The 18,173-nt window shown below is 66.9% G+C and carries 11 protein-coding genes, 1 tRNA gene and 1 pseudogene; 7 read left to right on the top strand and 6 right to left on the bottom strand.

Annotated elements, in window-relative coordinates; all coding sequences use genetic code 11:
- A partial coding sequence (locus VF649_RS09880) for a TonB-dependent receptor (RefSeq protein ID WP_331011791.1) occupies positions 1 to 1,983 on the top strand: 1,983 nt, incomplete at its 5' end.
- 42 nt (positions 1,984 to 2,025) lie between these two features.
- Here VF649_RS09880 and VF649_RS09885 read toward each other — a convergent pair.
- Entirely contained in the window at positions 2,026 to 6,672 is a 4,647-nt protein-coding gene (locus VF649_RS09885) for an NAD-glutamate dehydrogenase (protein WP_331011792.1), read from the bottom strand.
- Positions 6,673 to 6,872: 200 nt separating this feature from the next.
- Positions 6,873 to 7,883, bottom strand: a complete 1,011-nt coding sequence (locus tag VF649_RS09890; protein WP_331011793.1) for a hypothetical protein — start codon at positions 7,881 to 7,883, stop codon at positions 6,873 to 6,875.
- A 134-nt stretch (positions 7,884 to 8,017) separates the two neighbouring features.
- On the opposite strand from VF649_RS09890, the gene VF649_RS09895 reads away from it, so the two are divergent.
- Positions 8,018 to 8,093, top strand: a tRNA-Thr gene (locus tag VF649_RS09895).
- A 103-nt stretch (positions 8,094 to 8,196) separates the two neighbouring features.
- Here the strand turns inward: VF649_RS09895 and VF649_RS15200 are convergent.
- The 4 genes and pseudogenes from VF649_RS15200 to VF649_RS09910 all read right to left on the bottom strand — a co-directional run.
- A pseudogene (locus VF649_RS15200) lies at positions 8,197 to 8,346 on the bottom strand (helix-turn-helix transcriptional regulator); the annotation flags it as partial.
- A gap of 243 nt (positions 8,347 to 8,589) precedes the next feature.
- Positions 8,590 to 10,941, bottom strand: a complete 2,352-nt coding sequence (locus VF649_RS09900; RefSeq protein ID WP_331011794.1) for a beta-glucosidase — start codon at positions 10,939 to 10,941, stop codon at positions 8,590 to 8,592.
- Positions 10,938 to 11,504, bottom strand: a complete 567-nt coding sequence (locus VF649_RS09905) for an NADPH-dependent FMN reductase (protein ID WP_331011795.1) — start codon at positions 11,502 to 11,504, stop codon at positions 10,938 to 10,940. The genes VF649_RS09900 and VF649_RS09905 overlap by 4 nt, the downstream gene beginning before the upstream one ends.
- A complete protein-coding gene (locus tag VF649_RS09910) occupies positions 11,504 to 12,610 on the bottom strand; it encodes an LLM class flavin-dependent oxidoreductase (protein ID WP_331011796.1) in 1,107 nt (368 codons plus the stop codon). The genes VF649_RS09905 and VF649_RS09910 overlap by 1 nt, the downstream gene beginning before the upstream one ends.
- Positions 12,611 to 12,781: 171 nt before the next feature.
- On the opposite strand from VF649_RS09910, the gene VF649_RS09915 reads away from it, so the two are divergent.
- From VF649_RS09915 to VF649_RS09935, 5 genes are all read left to right on the top strand, one after another.
- Positions 12,782 to 13,432, top strand: a complete 651-nt coding sequence (locus VF649_RS09915) for a helix-turn-helix domain-containing protein (protein WP_331011797.1) — start codon at positions 12,782 to 12,784, stop codon at positions 13,430 to 13,432.
- A 79-nt stretch (positions 13,433 to 13,511) separates the two neighbouring features.
- Entirely contained in the window at positions 13,512 to 14,654 is a 1,143-nt protein-coding gene (locus VF649_RS09920) for a Gfo/Idh/MocA family oxidoreductase (RefSeq protein WP_331011798.1), read from the top strand.
- A 3-nt stretch (positions 14,655 to 14,657) separates the two neighbouring features.
- On the top strand, positions 14,658 to 15,707 hold the full coding sequence (locus VF649_RS09925; RefSeq protein ID WP_331011799.1) for a sugar phosphate isomerase/epimerase: 1,050 nt from the start codon (positions 14,658 to 14,660) through the stop codon (positions 15,705 to 15,707).
- 148 nt (positions 15,708 to 15,855) lie between these two features.
- Complete coding sequence (locus VF649_RS09930; protein WP_331011800.1) at positions 15,856 to 16,491, top strand: gluconate 2-dehydrogenase subunit 3 family protein; 636 nt, start codon at positions 15,856 to 15,858, stop codon at positions 16,489 to 16,491.
- On the top strand, positions 16,488 to 18,173 hold the full coding sequence (locus tag VF649_RS09935; RefSeq protein ID WP_331011801.1) for a GMC family oxidoreductase: 1,686 nt from the start codon (positions 16,488 to 16,490) through the stop codon (positions 18,171 to 18,173). Before VF649_RS09930 ends, VF649_RS09935 begins: the two co-directional genes overlap by 4 nt.

Genomic DNA, 18,173 nt, shown 5'->3' on the forward strand with positions numbered 1-18,173 from the left:
GATTTTTCGGTTCGGCTGATCGGGGATTATACCCGGCGCGACGAGAAGTGTTGCGGCGCGGTCTATATCGATACCCGCGAAAAAACCGACCCCACCCCCGGGACGCCGGGTGATTTCAGCATCGCCGCACAGAACCGGATCGTGCCGATCCTGCAGCGACTTGGCGGGGTGCTACCGAGTCAGGGCGATCCCTATAATCGCCAGATCGCCAACACGCCGGGACGCGCCTATGCCAATCTGACGACGGATTATGGTGTATCGGCACGCATCCGCTGGAATGTGGGTTCGGCGCAGCTGACGTCCCTGACCGCATACCGGGAATATAAGTCCTTCGGCGCAGCGGACATCGACTATGGCAATGTCGACATCGCGTACCGCCCCGATGACGGCAATGCCTATCGCCAGTTCCACACCTTTACGCATGAAAGCCGGCTGAGCGGATCGATTTTCCAGAACCGGCTCGACTGGCTGGTGGGCGGCTATTATGCGCATGAAACGCTGCGCGTGGTCGATAACCTGCGGTTCGGTACGCAATATGGCGCGTTTGCCGCGTGCCGCATGGTGGCGACGATCAATCCCAATCCGGTGTTGCAGAACGCGACTGGCCCAGGGTGCCTGAGCACCGCAGGGCGCAGCGCGCTGACCGCCGCCGTCGGCCCGCAGATCATCGCGGGGATCGACCGACTGAGCCAGATGAGCGATGTCGGCAGCCTGCGCGACGTCTATGACCAGACCAGCCGCAATTTCGCATTCTTCACGCACAATATCTTCAAACTGACCGATACGCTGAGCATCACCGGCGGTCTGCGCTACACGAACGAGCAGAAATCACTGGATGCGCGTTTCAATAACAACAATACCGTCTGCCCTGTCCAGCAGGCAGCACTCCGCCCGTTGCTGGGCAGCAGCAATGCCACGCTGGTTTCGCTGGCCGCGGGCATCATCACGCTGACCTGCACCGGCAATTCCACCGTCGCGTTGACGGGCCTGCCGATCCGCGACGGGATCAAGGAAGGCCAGTTCACCGGGACCAGTGTCGTATCGTGGAAGCCATCGACCCGGCTGCTGGTCTATGGATCCTATGCGCGCGGATACAAGGCGGGCGGGTTCAACCTCGACCGGTCCGATCTGAGCACGACCGTGTTCACGACACCGACCGCGGCATCGGCGCGCAACTTGCGGTTCGATCCGGAAACGGTGCAGTCCTACGAAGTGGGCGTAAAATATACGTCCCGCCATTTCACCGCAAACCTTGCCGGGTTCCGATCGGCGTTCAAGAATTTCCAATTGAACACGTTCAACGGCACCAATTTCATCGTTCAGAATATCGGATCGTGCAGCAACAGCCTGAACGGTGCGGACACCGATAATTCATCGGCCACCGGGGCGTGTACCGGAAAGGTGCAGGATGGCGTGCTGACCCAGGGTGTCGAATTGGAAGTGGGTGTGTATCCGACGCGCACCGTGACCGTGAACCTCGGCTATACGCTGGCCGATACGCAATATCGCAACGATCTGGTTGGCAGCGATGCGGGCGAGGCGCTGAACGCGGCGCTGTTCCTGTTGTCGGGCAGCCAGATGCCAAACGCGCCGCGCCACACCGTTACGAGTTCGGCGACCTGGTCGCCCGAACTGGGGAGCAGCGGACTGACCGGGCTGCTTTATGTCGATGGCCGGTTGACCAGCGACTATAATACCGGATCCGATCTGTTCTACGAAAAGGCACAGGACGGGTTCTTCGTGGTCAATGCGCGTGTCGGTGTCCACGACAGCGACCAGCGCTGGGCGATCGAGTTCTGGGGGCAGAATATCTTCAACACCCGCTATCAGCAGGTGGCTTTTTCCGCGCCGTTCCAGGGGGCGGGCAGCCAGGCCCAGGTCCAGACATTCGGGGCGCCGGGATTTGCGACCGGCAACACGATCTTCTCCTCCTTCCTGGCCGAGCCGCAGACCTATGGTGTGACGCTGCGGACGCGGTTCTGATCGGGTGCCGTGCCCCGCCTGGGGCACGGCACCCGCGCCATGCTAGCGCGCCAGCAACACGCGGGCCTGGCCCGCAATCTGCGCCAGCATCGCGGCCGTGGGCGCAGGCGCGGCGCGGGCGCGGTCGATTAGCGCGCGGAACTGAAGCACGCGGTTGCGGTGCGTTTCCAGCCAGGCGTCGACCAGTGCGATCGGATCGGTGCTGCGCTGCTTTTCCAGGAAATCTAGCCGCAGCTGTTCGAAATCGCGGGCAAGCCCGGCGGTCAGCAGGCGTTCCCAAGGATCGATCGCGACGAACCGGACGGCGGCCGACTTCGCCCAGTCGAGCCCCAGCGCTTCGCCCAGGCGGACATAGGCGCCGGTTGCCGCAACTTCGTCGACCCCGGTTTCGGCCGCCAGCGTGGCGGTGCCGATCGCGCCATCGAGTTCCGCCAGCCGGACGATCCGGTCGATCAGCGCAGGATCGGCATCGAAGCCCCCGATCGCCGTGCGGAGCGCCGTGGACTGAATACGCGCCTCGTCCCGGAGCAGCGCTTCGACCGCGGCGTCGAGCCGCGCGACACCGGGCGACAGCCGTTCGATCATCGGACCGGGACCGGTTTCGGTGGCGGCGATGCGGATCAGGTCGGCCAGATGGAGCCGGGCGATGCCGGCCATGACCCGGAACAGCGTTAGGCGTGCCGTTTCCGCCAGCGGCGCGGTTTCGATGCGATGCCAGACGTCCTCGAACCCGAAAATGGCATCGGCCGCGAAATAGGCCGCGGCGACCTGTGCGATGCTGACGCCCTCTTCCTCCGCCAGTTCGAACGGGATGACGATGCCGAGCCGGTTGACGACGCGGTTCGCCATCCGGGTGGCGATGATTTCCGGACGCAGGCGGTGCTGGTCGATGGCATCGCCAAAGCGTTCGCGCATCGCCGTCGGGAAGGCGGCGTGCAGCAGTGGACGCAGTGCCGGATCCTGCGCGAAATCGGCTTTTTCGATCCGCGCCTGCAGCGCGAGCTTGCCATGGCTGAGCAGGACGGCGAGTTCCGGGCGGGTCAGCCCGCGGTCATCCTGCGCCCGGCGGAGCAGATCCTCGTTCCCCGCCAGCCCTTCAACCGCGCGGTCCAGCCGGCCCATCGACTCCAGTGTCTCGATCACGCGGACATAGCTGGGGATCGCCGCGGCGCCGCCACGTTCCGCCAGCGACAAGGCCAGCGTCTGGAGCCGGTTGTCCTCCAGCACGATCGCGGCGACATGGTCGGTCATCGCGGCCAGGAACGTGTTGCGATCGTCGAAGCTGAGCCGGCCCTCGTTCATCTCGCGGTTCAGCGCGATCTTGATGTTGACCTCGTTATCCGAACAGTCGACGCCGGCCGAATTGTCGATGAAGTCGGTGTTGATCCGGCCGCCCCTGGCGGAAAAGGCGATGCGTCCGGCCTGGGTGACGCCCAGATTGGCGCCTTCGCCGATCGCCTTCACCCGCAACTGTTCGCCATTGACGCGGTTGGCGTCGTTGGCGGGATCGCCCACCTCCGCATTGCTTTCATGCGCGGCCTTCACATAGGTGCCGATGCCACCGAACCAGAGCAGATCGACCGGTGCCTTCAGGATCGCGGCGATCAGCGTCGCGGGATCCAGGCTCGTTTCGCGAATGTCGAGCACGGCGCGGATTTCGGGCGACAGCGGGATTGCCTTCTGCGCCCGCGGGAAGATGCCGCCGCCGGCCGAAATCAGCCCCGTGTCATAATCCGCCCAGGACGAGCGCGGCAGCACGAACATCCGCGCGCGTTCCTCCCAGCTGGCGGCCGGCTCCGGATCGGGATCGAGGAAGATGTGGCGATGGTCGAACGCCGCCACCAGCTTCAGGGATTTCGACAGCAGCATGCCGTTGCCGAACACGTCGCCCGACATGTCGCCACAGCCCACCACCGTGACCGGGTCCGATTGCACATCGACCCCGCGTTCGGCAAAGTGCCGCTGGACGGAAACCCAGGCGCCCTTGGCGGTGATGCCCATCGCCTTGTGGTCGTAACCCTGCGATCCGCCGCTGGCGAACGCATCGCCCAGCCAGAAGCCATGATCGACCGCGATCGCGTTGGCGACGTCGGAGAAGGTTGCGGTGCCCTTGTCCGCGGCGACGACGAAATAGGGATCCTCGCCATCGCGGACGGTGACGCGGTCGGGGTGGACCACCGTACCCTCCACGATGTTGTCGGTGACGGACAGCAGCGAGCGGATGAAGATGCGGTAGCTTTCGGTGCCCTCCGCCAGCCACGCGTCGCGATCGGACGGCGCCGGCAGCGCCTTCGGATAGAAGCCGCCCTTGGCCCCGGTCGGCACGATCACCGCATTCTTGACGACCTGCGCCTTCATCAGGCCCAAGATTTCGGTGCGGAAATCGTCGCGCCGGTCGGACCAGCGCAGACCGCCACGCGCGATCGGCCCGCCGCGCAGGTGAATCCCCTCGATCCGCGGCGAATAGACCCAGATTTCGCGCCATGGCACGGGTGCGGGCAGCCCGGGGATGAGGCGGCTTTCCAGCTTGAACGCCAACGCCTCCTCCGCCGCGGGGGAAAAGGCGTTGGTGCGCAGCGTCGCCTGGATCACGCTGCGGATCCGGCGGAGAATGCGATCGTCGTCGATCGCCGCGACATCGGCCAGCGCGGCATCGATCGCCGCCTCCGCCGCGGCGGGATCGGCGGTGCCGGCGGGATCGTGCCGCGCATCGAACAGGTCGATCAGCCCGCGGGCGGCATCCGGCGCACGCTTCAACGCCTCCACCACGGTCGCCAGGCCATAGGACAGCCCGGTCTGACGCAGATAGCGAAACCAGGCGCGCATCAGCACGACCGCGCGCGGCGCCAGCCCGACCGCCACGATCAGCGTGTTGAACTCGTCATTCTCCGCACGGCCTTCCAGCACCGCCGCGATCGCATGTTCCGCGACATGGGCATCGCGGGCGATCCGGTCCGCGATGTCGCCCGATCCCACGTCCAGCAGGAAATCGTGGATGTAGCCGGCCCGGCCCTCGTCCAGCGCGGTCGCGGTTTCGCCCAGCACCCGGAACCCGAAATTTTCCAGGACCGGTACGGCATCGGACAGCGGGATCATGCCGCCGATACGGTAGGTTTTCAGGTGCAGCGCGCTCGACGGTTCGCCCGCACGGCGGCTGATCCGCGCGCCGCGGGCATCGGCATCGGCCAGCGCCGCCATCCGCAGGATATCGATCGCACCCTCGGCCGGATCGGTCCGGTTGCGATAGGCGATCGGAAACGCCCCGGCATAGGTGATGGCCAGCCGCGCGCCGCGGCTGGCGCCTTCGCTGGCGGCCAGGTTCTGCTCGATCGCCGGCACCCACCCGCGCAGCATCGATTCAAGCTGCGCATCAAGCGCGTCGGCATCGGGAACATGATCGGCATCGGTGCTGGCGAAGGTCAGCCGCAGCAGCGCGAGACCCCCTTCGCCCAGATCGAGCGACCAGTTCACCGGCGCCGTTCCAACCGCCTGACCGATCATGTCGGCGATGGCGATGCGGCGCTGCGTCGTCAGTTCGTCCCGCGGCAACCAGACGAAAGCGACGACGTGGCGGCGCAGCGGGGTGGTGACCAGCACCAGTTTCGGGCGCGGCCGATCCGCCAGCGACATCGCGGTCAGCGCGACCCGTTCCAGCGAGGCACGGTCGAGCCCGGTCAACAGGTCATGCGGCAGTTCCGACAGCGCATGGCGCAGCGCCTTGCCGGCATGGCCCGAAGGATCGAAGCCATATTTCTCCTCCAGCGTCGCCAGCCGGGTGCGCAGCACGGGCACCTTGTCCGATGGCGCCCGCAACGCCGCGCTGGTCCATAGGCCGACATGGATCGACAGCGCCACGACGCGGCCAGCATCACGCAGCGGCACGACGATCAGGTCGAGCGGTGCCCGGCGGTGGACAGTGGCGATGGTGTCGGATTTCAGGATGAGCGGTGCTTCGCCACCGCCTTCGAAATGCGTGACCGCGCCGGCACGATCGGCATCGCTCCACAGCGGGCGCGGTGCGATGCGCAGAATACCGAGCGCGTCGCGGGCGGCGCCGTCCAGCGCCTCGACCTGCGCACCCAGCAGGGTGAAATGCCGGTCGAGCAGCCAGCGCAGCAGGGCCGCGCCTTCGCCATCGGGCATGCGCTCGGCCTCGTCGCGCAGCGCGACCTGCAGCTTCGGCCAGTCCTCCACCGCGGCGCGGACATCGGCAAGCACGGCGCGGACCTCTTCTTCGATCCCGCGGCGATCGCGCGCATCGGCCCGTTCGATTTCCATGTAGACGATCGATTCGCGGCGTTCCCCGGGCGTGCCGACCGGCAGGATCGCATCCAGCAGGCCATCCGCGTCGCGGCGCACCGAAACGACGGGATGGAGCAGCCGGTGCACGGTCAGGCCACGACCGGCGATGGCGTTCGCGATCGAATCCACCAGGAACGGCCGGTCGGCATTGACCGCGACCATCCGCATCCGCCGCCGCCCGGCATCGGATCCGGCGGATTCGATCCGAACCACCGCCTCGCCAGGCCCGCGCCGTGCGACCACCTCCGCGACGAAGGAAGCGGCCGCGCGTTGCGCCTCGGCATCGAATCCGTCGGTTTCGCCGGGCAGGGCGCCTGTGACAAGGGCGGCGGCGATCGCGTCGCGCTGGCTGTGCGATGCGGCGGGTGCCGCGGGCTGGCTGGCCATGGATGTCCGCTCCTTCGAACGCGCGGGATGCCCCGCTTGGTCTGGTGGCGGCAGGCTATGCGCCCGCATCCGGCCGCGCACAAGGCGGCGCGGCGCGGATGCACGGCTTTGCAATGCCCCTACGGAAAAGCAGGCGTTACAGTAGCATTATGGCCCGAACTGCCGCTCCCGCGACATAAAGGAACAGGAGCGCGCGGCGATCAACCGCCGCGGCGGGCCGAACGCTCTGCCATCACGACGCCGTTCAGGCCATCGGCCTGTCGTTCGATCAGCATGCGGAGCCCGCCGGCTTCGGTGCCTGTCCGACACCCATATGCCAGGACGGCGGCATAGTCGGCGCGGCGGTGCGGCGGCTCGTCCGACCCGAACACGTCCCGCACCAGCGCGGCGATGCGCCGGGATGCACGGCGATCGGCGGGATCGAACGCCGTGGCTGCCTCCGATGCGAGCAGCGCGTCATAGGCCAGCCCGAGCGCGCGGTGCAGCGCGGTGCGCGCCCGCGCTTCGGTCGAGCGGGCGAGATCGACGGCCTCGCGCGCCGCCATCAGCCGGTCGGTGGTGTCTTCGCTCCGGTTGGCAGGGGTGGAAACCGCCGGTGCGGCCTGGCGGGTCGGCCCGTCCGCCCAGGCGGGAACCGCGCTGGTCGGGCGCGGCGGCGGTGTCGATGCGCGCGCGACTTCGGCGGCGATCCCCGCCACCAGGCCGGCATCGGCGACCTCCTTCCAGTTCACGACACCATAGATATAGTCGATGCTCTCGCCGTTGGAGGAAAACGGCATCAGGATGCCGCGATAGAGCGTATGATGGCCGCGGACGTTGACGAATTCCGCCTCGAACCCGATCGGCGCGCGGTTCGCCACGACGTCGTGGAAATGATCGGTCAGGCGCGACAGCAGCGAACGGCCGGGCACGTCGGCCATCGTCGCCACCGGCCGGCTGTGCCCGCCTTCATCCCGGAGCGCCTGCCCGAGCCATGGGATGGCGGGATCCTGACGATTGTTCGTGAAGTCCAGCAGGACACCATGCGGCCCCAGATCGCCGATCGTCGCCGGATCGAGATCATCGATCGACGGGAAAATCCGCCCGCGCAGCAGCGACGCCCAGTAATTATACGCGCGGACATGCATGCGGCGTTCGTTGTTGCCGATGGCCGGCGGCGGATCCATGCAGGGCTCCGCCAGCGCTTCCCCGGTCATGCTGCGTGTATCCATGTCGTCGTTCCGGGCCCCAGACGTTTCCGGACCGTGATGCACCGACCATGCTTTCCGAAAGGTTAAGTCGGTATGCCGGCACGGCTTGTTTCCCGGCCGATCCCTTGGTAAGGCCCTTGCGTCCGGCGCACCGGGCCGCTTTAGCTCAGTTGGTAGAGCATCGCATTCGTAATGCGGGGGTCACAGGTTCGAGTCCTGTAAGCGGCACCATTTCAAATCAGTGGGTCAGGTCCTTTCCGGGGTGGCGTCCCTGTCCTAGTGGCGGAAACTTCGGAGCATATCGTGAGCGGAAGCACGGAACCCCCGCCCTCCCTTAGGCCTGTGCAAGCTCTCCGGTGTTGGTGCGAATGCTGTTCTGAGCGAACGCTTCAAGATCAGCCGGGAAGTACCGTACCAGGCGCTTCCCCAGCTTCCGATAGGGGGGGGCGCCACCCCGCAGCCGCCAATTCTCAAGTGTGCGCCTAGAGGTTCCGAGCTAGGCGGCTGCCTCGGTCGTGGTCAGGAGACGGCCGTCATTGGGCGCCTACGCTCCACGCAACAATCGCGCTGGGCCGTTCAGATGAAAAGCCGCGCTTATCGCAATTCTCGCTCCTGACAAAATCCATCGCAAATTGCCGGAGTGTCCGGGGTTTATGTCAGGATCTCCGCATCGCGGCATCATACTCTCCTGCTGGCCGGTCCATCCCGGCGTTTGACAATGGTAATTCTATTTCAGGTCGATCGTGATCGAAAAGGGCAGATCGAGCGACGAGGTGCCGAGGCGTAGCGTCACGCGGTCCGGCAACGGCGCCCAACCTCCGTCGCTCCAGCGTCGGAGCGCCAGCGGATCAATCGCGATCGTCACGCTTTCGAACCGTCCGGCTCCGATGACATACCGGGCGAAGCCGGCCAGCGCACCGTCCTCGCGATACGCCTGGATTACCGCAGCGGTCGGCCGGTCGGCTTCGTTGCGGACATCGACAGTGAGGCGGGCCTGGCCGCCGACACTCGTGCCCGTCGCGTGGAGAAGCGTTACGGCGCCGTAGCCCAGCCCCGCGCCGAAGCCGTAGGCGGGGCGACGTCCGGCCGTCGCCATGCCGCGATAGCCGATGTTGCCGCCTTCGGCGTAGACGAGCCGGCCATCGGCGGCCGGAATGGCGTGCAGCACCGGATAATCAGCCTCGTTCGCGGCCAGCGCGACCGGCAGCCGGCCGGACGGTTCGCGGTCACCCGCCAGCACGGCCGCGAGCGCCGCGCCGAACGCCTCGCCGGGATACCAGACGGCGAGTAGGGCTGCGGCATCGTCCGCAACGGTAGGATCGAAGGCATGGCCGACATTCACCGCGACGATCGTGCGCGGATTGGCGGCGGTCACGCGCGCGATCAGTTCCTGCTGGTCGGCGGCAAGTTGCGTCGTGTCGCGATCCTTGCTCTCGACGCCGGCGTCGGCCGTCTCGCCGACCAGCAGCAGCACGGCGTCCGCGCCCCGCGCCAGCGACTCCGCCTCCGCAAGGAGGCTCTCCGGATCTGCGGGCGTGCCCAGCCCGAACCACAGGCCATGCGCGCGCGCCGGTCCGTAGCGCAACTCCGCCTCGACCAGCACGGGCGTTCCTGCGAACAGCGCCAGTTCGACCATGTCGCTGTCGCCGCCTTTCAGCACGCCCATGATGTCGGCGGGCGCGATCCGTCGATCCGCGGCGAAGACCTCCCGCCCGTCGACGCGCAAGCACACCGATCCCGTCCCGCCGACATGCAGGCGGTAGATGCCGTCGACGGCGGGGACGATCAGACCGCTGGCGCGGACGCCGCCCGGCCGATCGAAGACGCCGATCTCGTGCATCCCGTGAAACCAAGTCAGCGAGTTGGTGTCGCGGGTTTCAGTGCCAATCGGCAGTACGGAGAAGTCGTGGCCCTCGAAATAATCGACGGTCATGCCGCGGGTCGCACCGTCGTGCAGATCGCGCGCAGGCGTCGCCGGCATGCCAGGCAGGCGCGGGGACGGTGGGCAGCCAGGTGCGAACCGCACCCGGTCCGCGCCGAAACGGCGGCGCAGCGCCTCGATGGGCAGCACCGCATCGGGACGCAGCGCGATCTTGGCGAACGTGCCGCCCTGCAGACAGGGCGCGAGCGCGTTCGGCCCGATGACTGCCAGCGTCGTGATGCCGTCGACCGAAAGCGGCAGGAGACCACCGTCGTTGCGCAGCAGCGTGAAGCCCGCCGCCGCCGCCTCCTCAAGCAATGTGTCGCGGTCTTCGGGTTCCGGCCCGGCATCGCCCCCGGCCCAGCGCGAAGCCGCCAAGGTCACGCGATCCGCAGCGTCTCTAGTCGCGGCCGTCAGCCCATCGTCGGCCGCGACCGCGTCGCGCAGCTTTTCACCCAGGAAGCGGGGAGGGCCCGGCATTTCCAGGTCCAGACCGGCGGCGACCGCTTGCGCGCCGGATTGCGTGCCGAACCAGTCGCTGACCGTGAAGCCGGTAAAATCCCAGTCGCGTCGCAAGACGTTCGTCAGCAGATGCGCGTTCTCGGAACAATAGGCACCGTTGACCTTGTTGTAGGCGGCCATGATTCCCGCGCAGCCTGCCCGCGCGGCCATTTCGAACGGCAGCAGGTAGATCTCCCGCAGCGTCTTCTCGTCGACGATGGCGTCGTAGCGGTCGCGCTGCGTCTCGCTGTCGTTGCAGACCAGATGCTTGGCGACCGCGCCGACATGGCGGGTCTGCACGCCCGCGATCCAGGCAGCGCCCAACGTGCCGGCCAACAGCGGGTCCTCGCCGAACATCTCGAACACGCGGCCGGCATTGGGGGTGCGGGCGAGGTTGAGGTTGGGGGCGAGGATCATGTCGACGCCCTTGCGCTTCGCCTCCCCACCGACCGCCGCGGCGACCCGGCTTACCAGCGCGGTGTCCCACGTCGCGGCCAGCGCGATGCCGCTGGGGGTCAGGACCGAAACGTCGCGCTCGTCCACGCGGCCGCTGGCGATGCCCATCGGTCCATCGGCCATCTTTGCCGATGGGATGACCCCGTCGGTGTGGGTGGACCACATGTCGCGTCCGGCGATGAAGGGGAGATGGTCGGTCACGCCGCCGCACCCGCCAGGAACAGGATCTGGTCCGCCTGCAACATCACCTGCCGCCGTATCCCCTCGTCCGTCAGCCTGCCGTCGGCATCGAACGGCTTCTGATCGACGGTATTAACGGTGATGCCGACCGGCGTGGGCCAGCCGCGCATCGCGTGGACGATGCCACGCAGCGCCTGGAGCGTGACGCCGCAGGCCTGCCATCCTGCGGCGGTGACGACGAGGCCGACCGCCCTCCGGTCGAAATAGATCCGCGTGTCGGTGCTGAGATCTTCCAGCAGGTCGATCGCATTCTTGACGAGCCCCGATACGCCGCCGTGATAGCCGGGCGTTCCGATCACCAGCCCGTCACAGGCCCGGACCGCCTCCACGAAGCTGCGCTGCGCCTCGGTCCGATCCGGGTTTTCCGGCGCGAAATGCGGCAGGCCGGCGAGTTCCGTTCCCCCGAACATCTGCGTCGCCGCGCCTTTTCTTGCACAGGCGGCCAGGACGGCGCGCACCATGCGCTCGCCCGATGAGCCGGGACGGGTGGTGCCGCCGATGCCGACGATCTGAGGCGCGGGCATCAGCCGCGCCCCTTGAACCGGGGCATCACCTCGGAGGCGAGCAGGTCGAGCGTGCGATTGGCCCAGTCGAGCCGCTGCGGCGTCACCGGGCCCGTCGTGGTGCCGCACAGGATGTTGCCGATGCCCAGTTCGGCATACGGTTCCAGATGCTCGGCGACCGTCCTGGCGCTGCCGTGGAGACACCAAGTGGCGATCCAGTCCTCGGTCAGCGCCATCGGCGTCCGGTCGGTCTTGATGTTGGCGTCGTCGACCTCCGCCTTGTCGCCGTACAGCTTTTCGCGGTCCACCGCCGCCTGGTAGGCGGTCAGGATCTGCTGCAGTTCCTCGCGGGCTTGATCGTCCGTTTCGGCGATGTGGACGCACTGGTAGGTGTGCGTCGTCCAGGACAGTGCATCCTTGACGGTGGCGTCGTCATGGCCGGCCGCGAGCAGCATGTCGCGGTAGGCGGTAAAATATTTGGTCACATGCGTCAGCGGCTCGGTGCCGCCGATCTTGGGCGGGGTGAAGGCCGGGATGAATGCGGGCCAGCCGTGCTGGGCGGCACGACGCGCGCTGGTTTCCTTCATCGCGACCGGCATCAGGCGCGCGTGGCCGGGCGTGAACGCCGCCGGGGCAATGCGCTGCAGGACCTCACCCTTGTAGGGGCCGTTCTCGAAGGTGACGGGTGCGTCGGCCAGCTTCTTCGCCCATAGCTGCTCCGCTATCGCGAGATTGGCCTCGGCGACCGGCGATGCTTCCTTGTAGTTGACGCCAAAGCCGATCATCTCCTCCGGCGTGGTGCCCGAGCCGACGCCGACCAGGACCTTGCCGCCGGTCAGCTGGTCGAGGATGTTCACCCGCTCGACGAATCGAACCGGGTTGTGGAGCGGCACCGAGGTGATGGAGAAGCCATAATGCAGCTTCGGAAACCGCGCCGCGAGATAGGCGGCGAACATCATCGGGTCGCTGGCGATCGGCATGTAGCCGGTGAAGTGGTGATCGGGCAGGAACACGGCGTCGAAGCCCAGCGCTTCCGCACGACCCGTATGGTCGATCGTGTCTAGGATGAACTGGCGATCCTGCTCTGGCGCCGTGGTGCGGCCGTTCAGAAAAACAGAAAAGCGCATCGTGCTATCCTCCCCCATGCGCGGACGTTGCCGCCATGATTGCGTTGAGCGATGGGTCCCGCGTAAGGTGACCGCTGTAATCCAGAATTAGAACTGTAGTTCGTAATAGCGGCTTAATCCCGAGGGATCATGCTGTCAACGGACCAGTTCGAGAGTGCAGGTGCCTAACCCGTGAACGAGATCCAGCTAGCCGTCGCGCCGTCCAGGGAGCCGCAACAAGGCCGTAGCCGCGCATCGTACGAACGGTTGATCGCCGCGGCGGAGAAGCTGCTACGCGAACGTGGTAGCAATGAATTCACGCTGCAGGAGGTCAGCAAGGTCGGCAAAGTGTCGATCGGCTCGATCTACAACCGCTTCGACAGCAAGGATGATCTGGTGCGTGCGGTGCAGAGCCGCGTTCTGATCGCCGTCGATCGCGAGCAGCGCGAGGTCGTGGAGGCCGCGGAGGCCCGGGCCGGGCATCTCCACGAACTGGTCCCGATGCTGATCGACGGCATCGCGGAGGCGCTCCGCCGCCACGCCGACCTGATGCGCCCGATGATGCTTCAGGCGGTGTCTGATCCAGTAGTGAGCGAAGCGGGCAAGCGGAGCTACGAGCAGGTCGAGGCGATGGTCTGCGCCGCGCTGCTGACCTACCGTTCGGAGATCCGGCGCGCCGATCCCGACCGTGCGGTCCATGCTGCCTACCGAATCGCCTACGCCGCATTGGCCCGGGATCTGGGATTCGGTGCGGCGCCGGGCTATCATGTCGCGGGCGAATGGCAGGCGCTCAAGGAAACGCTGGGCGACATGGTTTCGGCCTATCTGGGGTCCGCGACCTGACGCGCCACGATCGCCCGTGCGCTTGACAACCCGGCTGGCGAGCCGTCATTGGAATGGTAATTCCAAACGGTGAGGTAGCATGGCCGGTACGCGCAAGCTGAGGCTCGGTCTGATCGGCGGTGGGCCAGGTGCGTTCATCGGGCCGATCCACCGTATCGCCGCCGAGTTGGACGGGCGGATGACGCTGGTCGCCGGCGCATTTTCCAGCGATCCCGATCGTTCCCGACTGGGTGGTGAACGGTACGGGATCGATCCGGCACGCGCCTACCCCGATCATGCGACGATGCTGGCGGCCGAGCGTGCGCGCGACGACGGCATCGATCTGGTCGCGATCGTCACACCCAACCACCTCCACTTTCCCGCCGCCATGGCGGCGCTGGCCGCCGGCGTCGCCGTGATAAGCGACAAACCCGCTACGTCTACGCTCGCGGAGGCGCGCGAACTCGCCGTGGCGGCGGCGCGGGCGGGGGCGGGGCGGCCCTATGCGCTGACCTACACCTATTCGGGTTATCCGCTGGTCCGCGAGGCGCGGGCGCGCATTGCGGAGGGGCTGCTGGGGACCGTTCGGCGCGTAGCGGTGGAGTATGTGCAGGGCTGGCTGTCCGCACCGATGGACGAGGGGGCCAGCAAACAGGCGCGCTGGCGCCTTGACCCCGCGCAATCGGGGGTCGGCGGCTGCATCGGCGACATCGGCGTCCACGCCTTCCATCTTGCTGAGTTCGTGACCGGCCTGCGCGTGACGCGACTATGTGCCGATCTTGGCACGGTGGTGCCGGATCGGGCTTTGGACGACGACGTCGCGGTACTGCTGCGATTCGAGAATGGCGCCCGCGGCGTTCTGACCGCGTCTCAGGTTGCGACGGGCGAGCGCAACGGGCTGTCGATCCGCGTCTATGGGGACAGAGCGGGGCTGGTCTGGCGGCAGGAGCAGCCCGATCACGTCGTCATCATGCACGCGGATGGGCGTAGTGAGACGATCTGGGGTGGCACCGCTGCGCTCGGGCCGCACGGCCAGGCGGCCAGCCGGACGCCGGGCGGGCACCCGGAAGGCTATCTGGAGGCCTTCGCGACCCTGTACCGCGACTTTGCCGACGTGCTGCACGGCGGATCGGCGCCGCTGCTGCCCGGCATCGCGGACGGCGTGCGTTCGATGGCCTTCATCGAAGCCGCGGTCACCGCCAGCCGCGACGATGCTGGCTGGATCCTGTTCGAAGGGCAATAGGCGATGAAGACGATCAAGGGCCCGGCCATCTTCCTGGCGCAGTTCATGGGCGATCATCCCCCGTTCGACACGCTGGAGCATCTTTCCGAATGGGCCGGCGGGCTGGGTTATGAAGGCATCCAGATTCCGGCCGACCCCAGGTTGATCGACCTGGCGACGGCGGCAGAGAGCCGGGGGTATTGCGACGATCTGCGCGGGCGGCTGGCGGCGTTCGGCGTGGTGCCGACCGAATTGTCGACCCATCTTCAGGGGCAACTCGTTGCCGTGCACCCCGCCTACGACGCGCTGTTCGACGGGTTTGCGGCGCCGGAAGTGCGCGGGAATCCGGCCGCGCGGCAGGCCTGGGCGGTGGACCAGGTGATGCTGGCCGCCAAGGCCAGCGCTAACCTCGGGCTGACGGCGCACGCCACCTTTTCCGGCGCACTGGCGTGGCCCTATGTCTACCCATGGCCGCAGCGCCCCGCCGGCCTGATCGAAGAGGCGTTCGCCGAACTGGCACGGCGCTGGCGGCCGATCCTCAACGCCTTTGGAGATGCCGGGGTCGACTGCGCGTTCGAGCTTCATCCGGGCGAGGATCTGCACGACGGCGTGACGTTCGAGCGATTCCTGGAATCGGTGGGCGATCACCCGCGCGCCCGGATCCTCTATGATCCGAGCCATTTCGTGCTGCAGCAGCTCGACTATCTCCAGTTCATCGATCTCTATCACGAGCGGATCAGCTGCTTCCATGTCAAGGATGCCGAGTTCAACCCGACCGGCCGATCGGGCGTGTATGGCGGTTATGCGGGCTGGACCGAACGGGCCGGGCGCTTCCGCTCGCTGGGAGACGGTCAGGTCGATTTCCGCGCGGTCTTCTCCAAGATGGCGCAGTTCGACTTTCCGGGCTGGGCGGTGCTGGAATGGGAGTGCGCGCTGAAGCATCCCGAAGATGGCGCACGCGAAGGGGCGCCGTTCATTCGCGACCATATCATTCGGGTGACGCCCAGCGCGTTCGACGATTTTGCCGCCAGCGGAAGCGACGCGTCCGCCAATCGACGCATCCTGGGGATCTGATCGTCTTCCGCAGAGAGCGATTGACCGAGCCTGCTTCTCGTTTTAGAATGACCGTTCTTGTTTAGGGCGACGACATGTTCGGGCGGTGGGGAGCAGAAGCGCCAAGGCGCCACCTCGCCATCCGGATCGTCGCGGTGAGAGGCATGGCATGGCCGACAAAGCTCTGGGACAGTTCGACCGCCGGCAGCTGATCGGAAGCGGCGCCGTCTTGGCCGCACTGATCGGAACGCCGCTGTGGATCTGGCAGCGCGCGCGAAGCGGGGAGCGGGGGGAGGCGACCGATGCCGAGCGGAAGATGCTCGACCGTGTGGCCGATCTTGTCATTCCGCGTACCGATACGCCGGGCGCTTCGGACGTGGGGGTCGGGGACTTCCTGGTGCTCGCGCTGAACCATGGGCTTGATGGCACCCGCGATCCCGGAGGTGGCAGCGCCGCCATCCAGGGCGCGAACCAGACGGCGACGCCGCATGGCGGCATGTTTCTGCTCGACGATCTTGCCATTCACTTGCGCATCAAGGCGGGCGGAGACTTCAATTCCGCGACGCCGGAACGACAGCGCGCCGCAGTCGAGGCGATCGATGCCCAGGCCTTCGCGCCCGGTGGCGAACGGCACATGTGGCACAAGATCAAGAACCTGATCCTGACGGGCTATTACACGTCGGAAGCCGGCGGATCGCAGGAGCTTCAATATGAACTGGTGCCGGGCCGGTGGGATCCGGACGTCCCGCTTCGATCATCCGACCGCGCCTTTTCCAGCGACTGGACAGCGGTGGATTTCGGATGAGCATGCAATTCGATGCAATCGTGGTCGGCTCCGGCATCACCGGCGGATGGGCGGCGAAGGAACTCACGCAGGCGGGGCTGAAAGTCCTGATGATCGAGCGCGGCCGCAACATCGAGCACGGTACGGGTTACAAGACCGAGACGCTGGCACCATGGGACATGCCGTTCCGCGGAGCGGGCGATGCGGAGCTGTACGCGCGCGATTTCGCGGTCCAGTCCAAGAACCGGCATTTCACCGAGTTCACGCAGAACCATTTCGTCAACGATGTCGAGAATCCCTATGCCGTTCCCGCCGGCATGGACTTCAACTGGTGGCGATCCTACCAGCTCGGCGGCCGTTCGCTGACGTGGGGGCGGCAATGCTATCGGTGGTCCGACTATGACTTCGGCGCCAACAAGGCCGACGGCCATGGGCTGGACTGGCCCATCCGCTATGCCGACGTGGCACCCTGGTACGACCGGGTGGAAGAGTTCATCGGCGTATCCGGCGCGGCGGAGGGGCTGGACGTGCTGCCCGACGGCCGCTTCCAGCCCGCGATGGCGCTCAACGTCGTCGAGCAGCACTGCCGCGACGTTTTCCTGAACAAGTTCCCGGAGCGGCGGCTGACAGTCGGCCGGACCGCCAACCTGACCGAGGCCAAGGAAGGGCGATCACCGTGCCAATATCGCTCGATCTGCGCGCGCGGCTGCTCCTACGGCGCCTATTTCTCCACGCAGAGTTCGACGCTGCCGGCGGCGCAGGCGACCGGCAATCTGACGCTGGTGACCGATTCGGTCGTGGAGGGCGTCGATCATGATCCCGCCACCGGTCGCGCGACCGGCGTGCGCTACCGCGATGTGAAGACGGGCAAGCGTGGCACGGCCACGGCGCGGCTGATTTTCCTCAACGCCGGTGCATTCAACTCGAACCACCTCCTGCTGCGCTCGCGCAGCCAGGCGTTCCCCAACGGCCTCGCCAATTCGTCGGGCGTGCTCGGCACCCACATCATGGATCATGCGACCACGCTGTCGGGCATCGCGATCATGCCGGGTTTCGAGGGGCACACCAGCTATGGAAACCGGCCGACGGGCGTCGTCGTGCCGCGCTTCCGCAACGTCGACCGGCGCGACGCGCCCGGCTTCACCCGTGGCTACAGCTATCAGGGTGGTGCGGTGCAGAGCACCTGGACCGCTGGCAAGCGCGAGCCGGGGATCGGCACCGCGCTGAAGGAGAAGCTGCGCCATCCCGGCGCGTGGCGGATGATCTTCGTGACCTTTGCCGAGAGCCTTCCGCGACCCACCAATCGGCTGACGCTGGATCCGGTCAAGGCCGACCCGCACGGCGGGCCACAACTGCGCATCGCGTTCGAGCATGGCGCGAACGAGCATGCCGCGCTCGCCGACGCGAAGGAGCAGGCCAAGGTCATGCTGGAAGCGGCGGGCGGGCACGTCATCATGGGGCTGGACCAGCCCGGGGCGGGCGGATCGGCCATCCACGAGATGGGGGGCGCGCGGATGGGTGACGATCCGCGCCGGTCGGTGCTTGATCGCTGGAATCGTGCGCATGACGTGCCCAACCTGTTCGTCACGGACGGCGCGGCGATGAGTTCGTCGGCCTGCCAGAACCCTTCGCTCACCTATATGGCGTTGACCGCCAGGGCGTGCGACGCGGCGGTGCGGATGCTGCGCGAGGGTGCGGTCTGA

The sequence above is a fragment of the Sphingomonas sp. genome (assembly GCF_036387535.1).
In the GTDB taxonomy this organism is placed as follows: domain Bacteria; phylum Pseudomonadota; class Alphaproteobacteria; order Sphingomonadales; family Sphingomonadaceae; genus Sphingomonas_R.

Bases quoted from the DNA above. Each gene is read 5' to 3' on its own strand.
- VF649_RS09930 (WP_331011800.1), top strand. From the start codon at position 15,856: ATGGCCGACAAAGCTCTGGGACAGTTCGACCGCCGGCAGCTGATCGGA.
- VF649_RS09925 (WP_331011799.1), top strand. From the start codon at position 14,658: ATGAAGACGATCAAGGGCCCGGCCATCTTCCTGGCGCAGTTCATGGGC.
- VF649_RS09910 (WP_331011796.1), bottom strand. From the start codon at position 12,610: ATGCGCTTTTCTGTTTTTCTGAACGGCCGCACCACGGCGCCAGAGCAG.
- VF649_RS09935 (WP_331011801.1), top strand. From the start codon at position 16,488: ATGAGCATGCAATTCGATGCAATCGTGGTCGGCTCCGGCATCACCGGC.
- VF649_RS09905 (WP_331011795.1), bottom strand. From the start codon at position 11,504: ATGCCCGCGCCTCAGATCGTCGGCATCGGCGGCACCACCCGTCCCGGC.
- VF649_RS09920 (WP_331011798.1), top strand. From the start codon at position 13,512: ATGGCCGGTACGCGCAAGCTGAGGCTCGGTCTGATCGGCGGTGGGCCA.
- VF649_RS09885 (WP_331011792.1), bottom strand. From the start codon at position 6,672: ATGGCCAGCCAGCCCGCGGCACCCGCCGCATCGCACAGCCAGCGCGAC.
- VF649_RS09890 (WP_331011793.1), bottom strand. From the start codon at position 7,883: ATGGATACACGCAGCATGACCGGGGAAGCGCTGGCGGAGCCCTGCATG.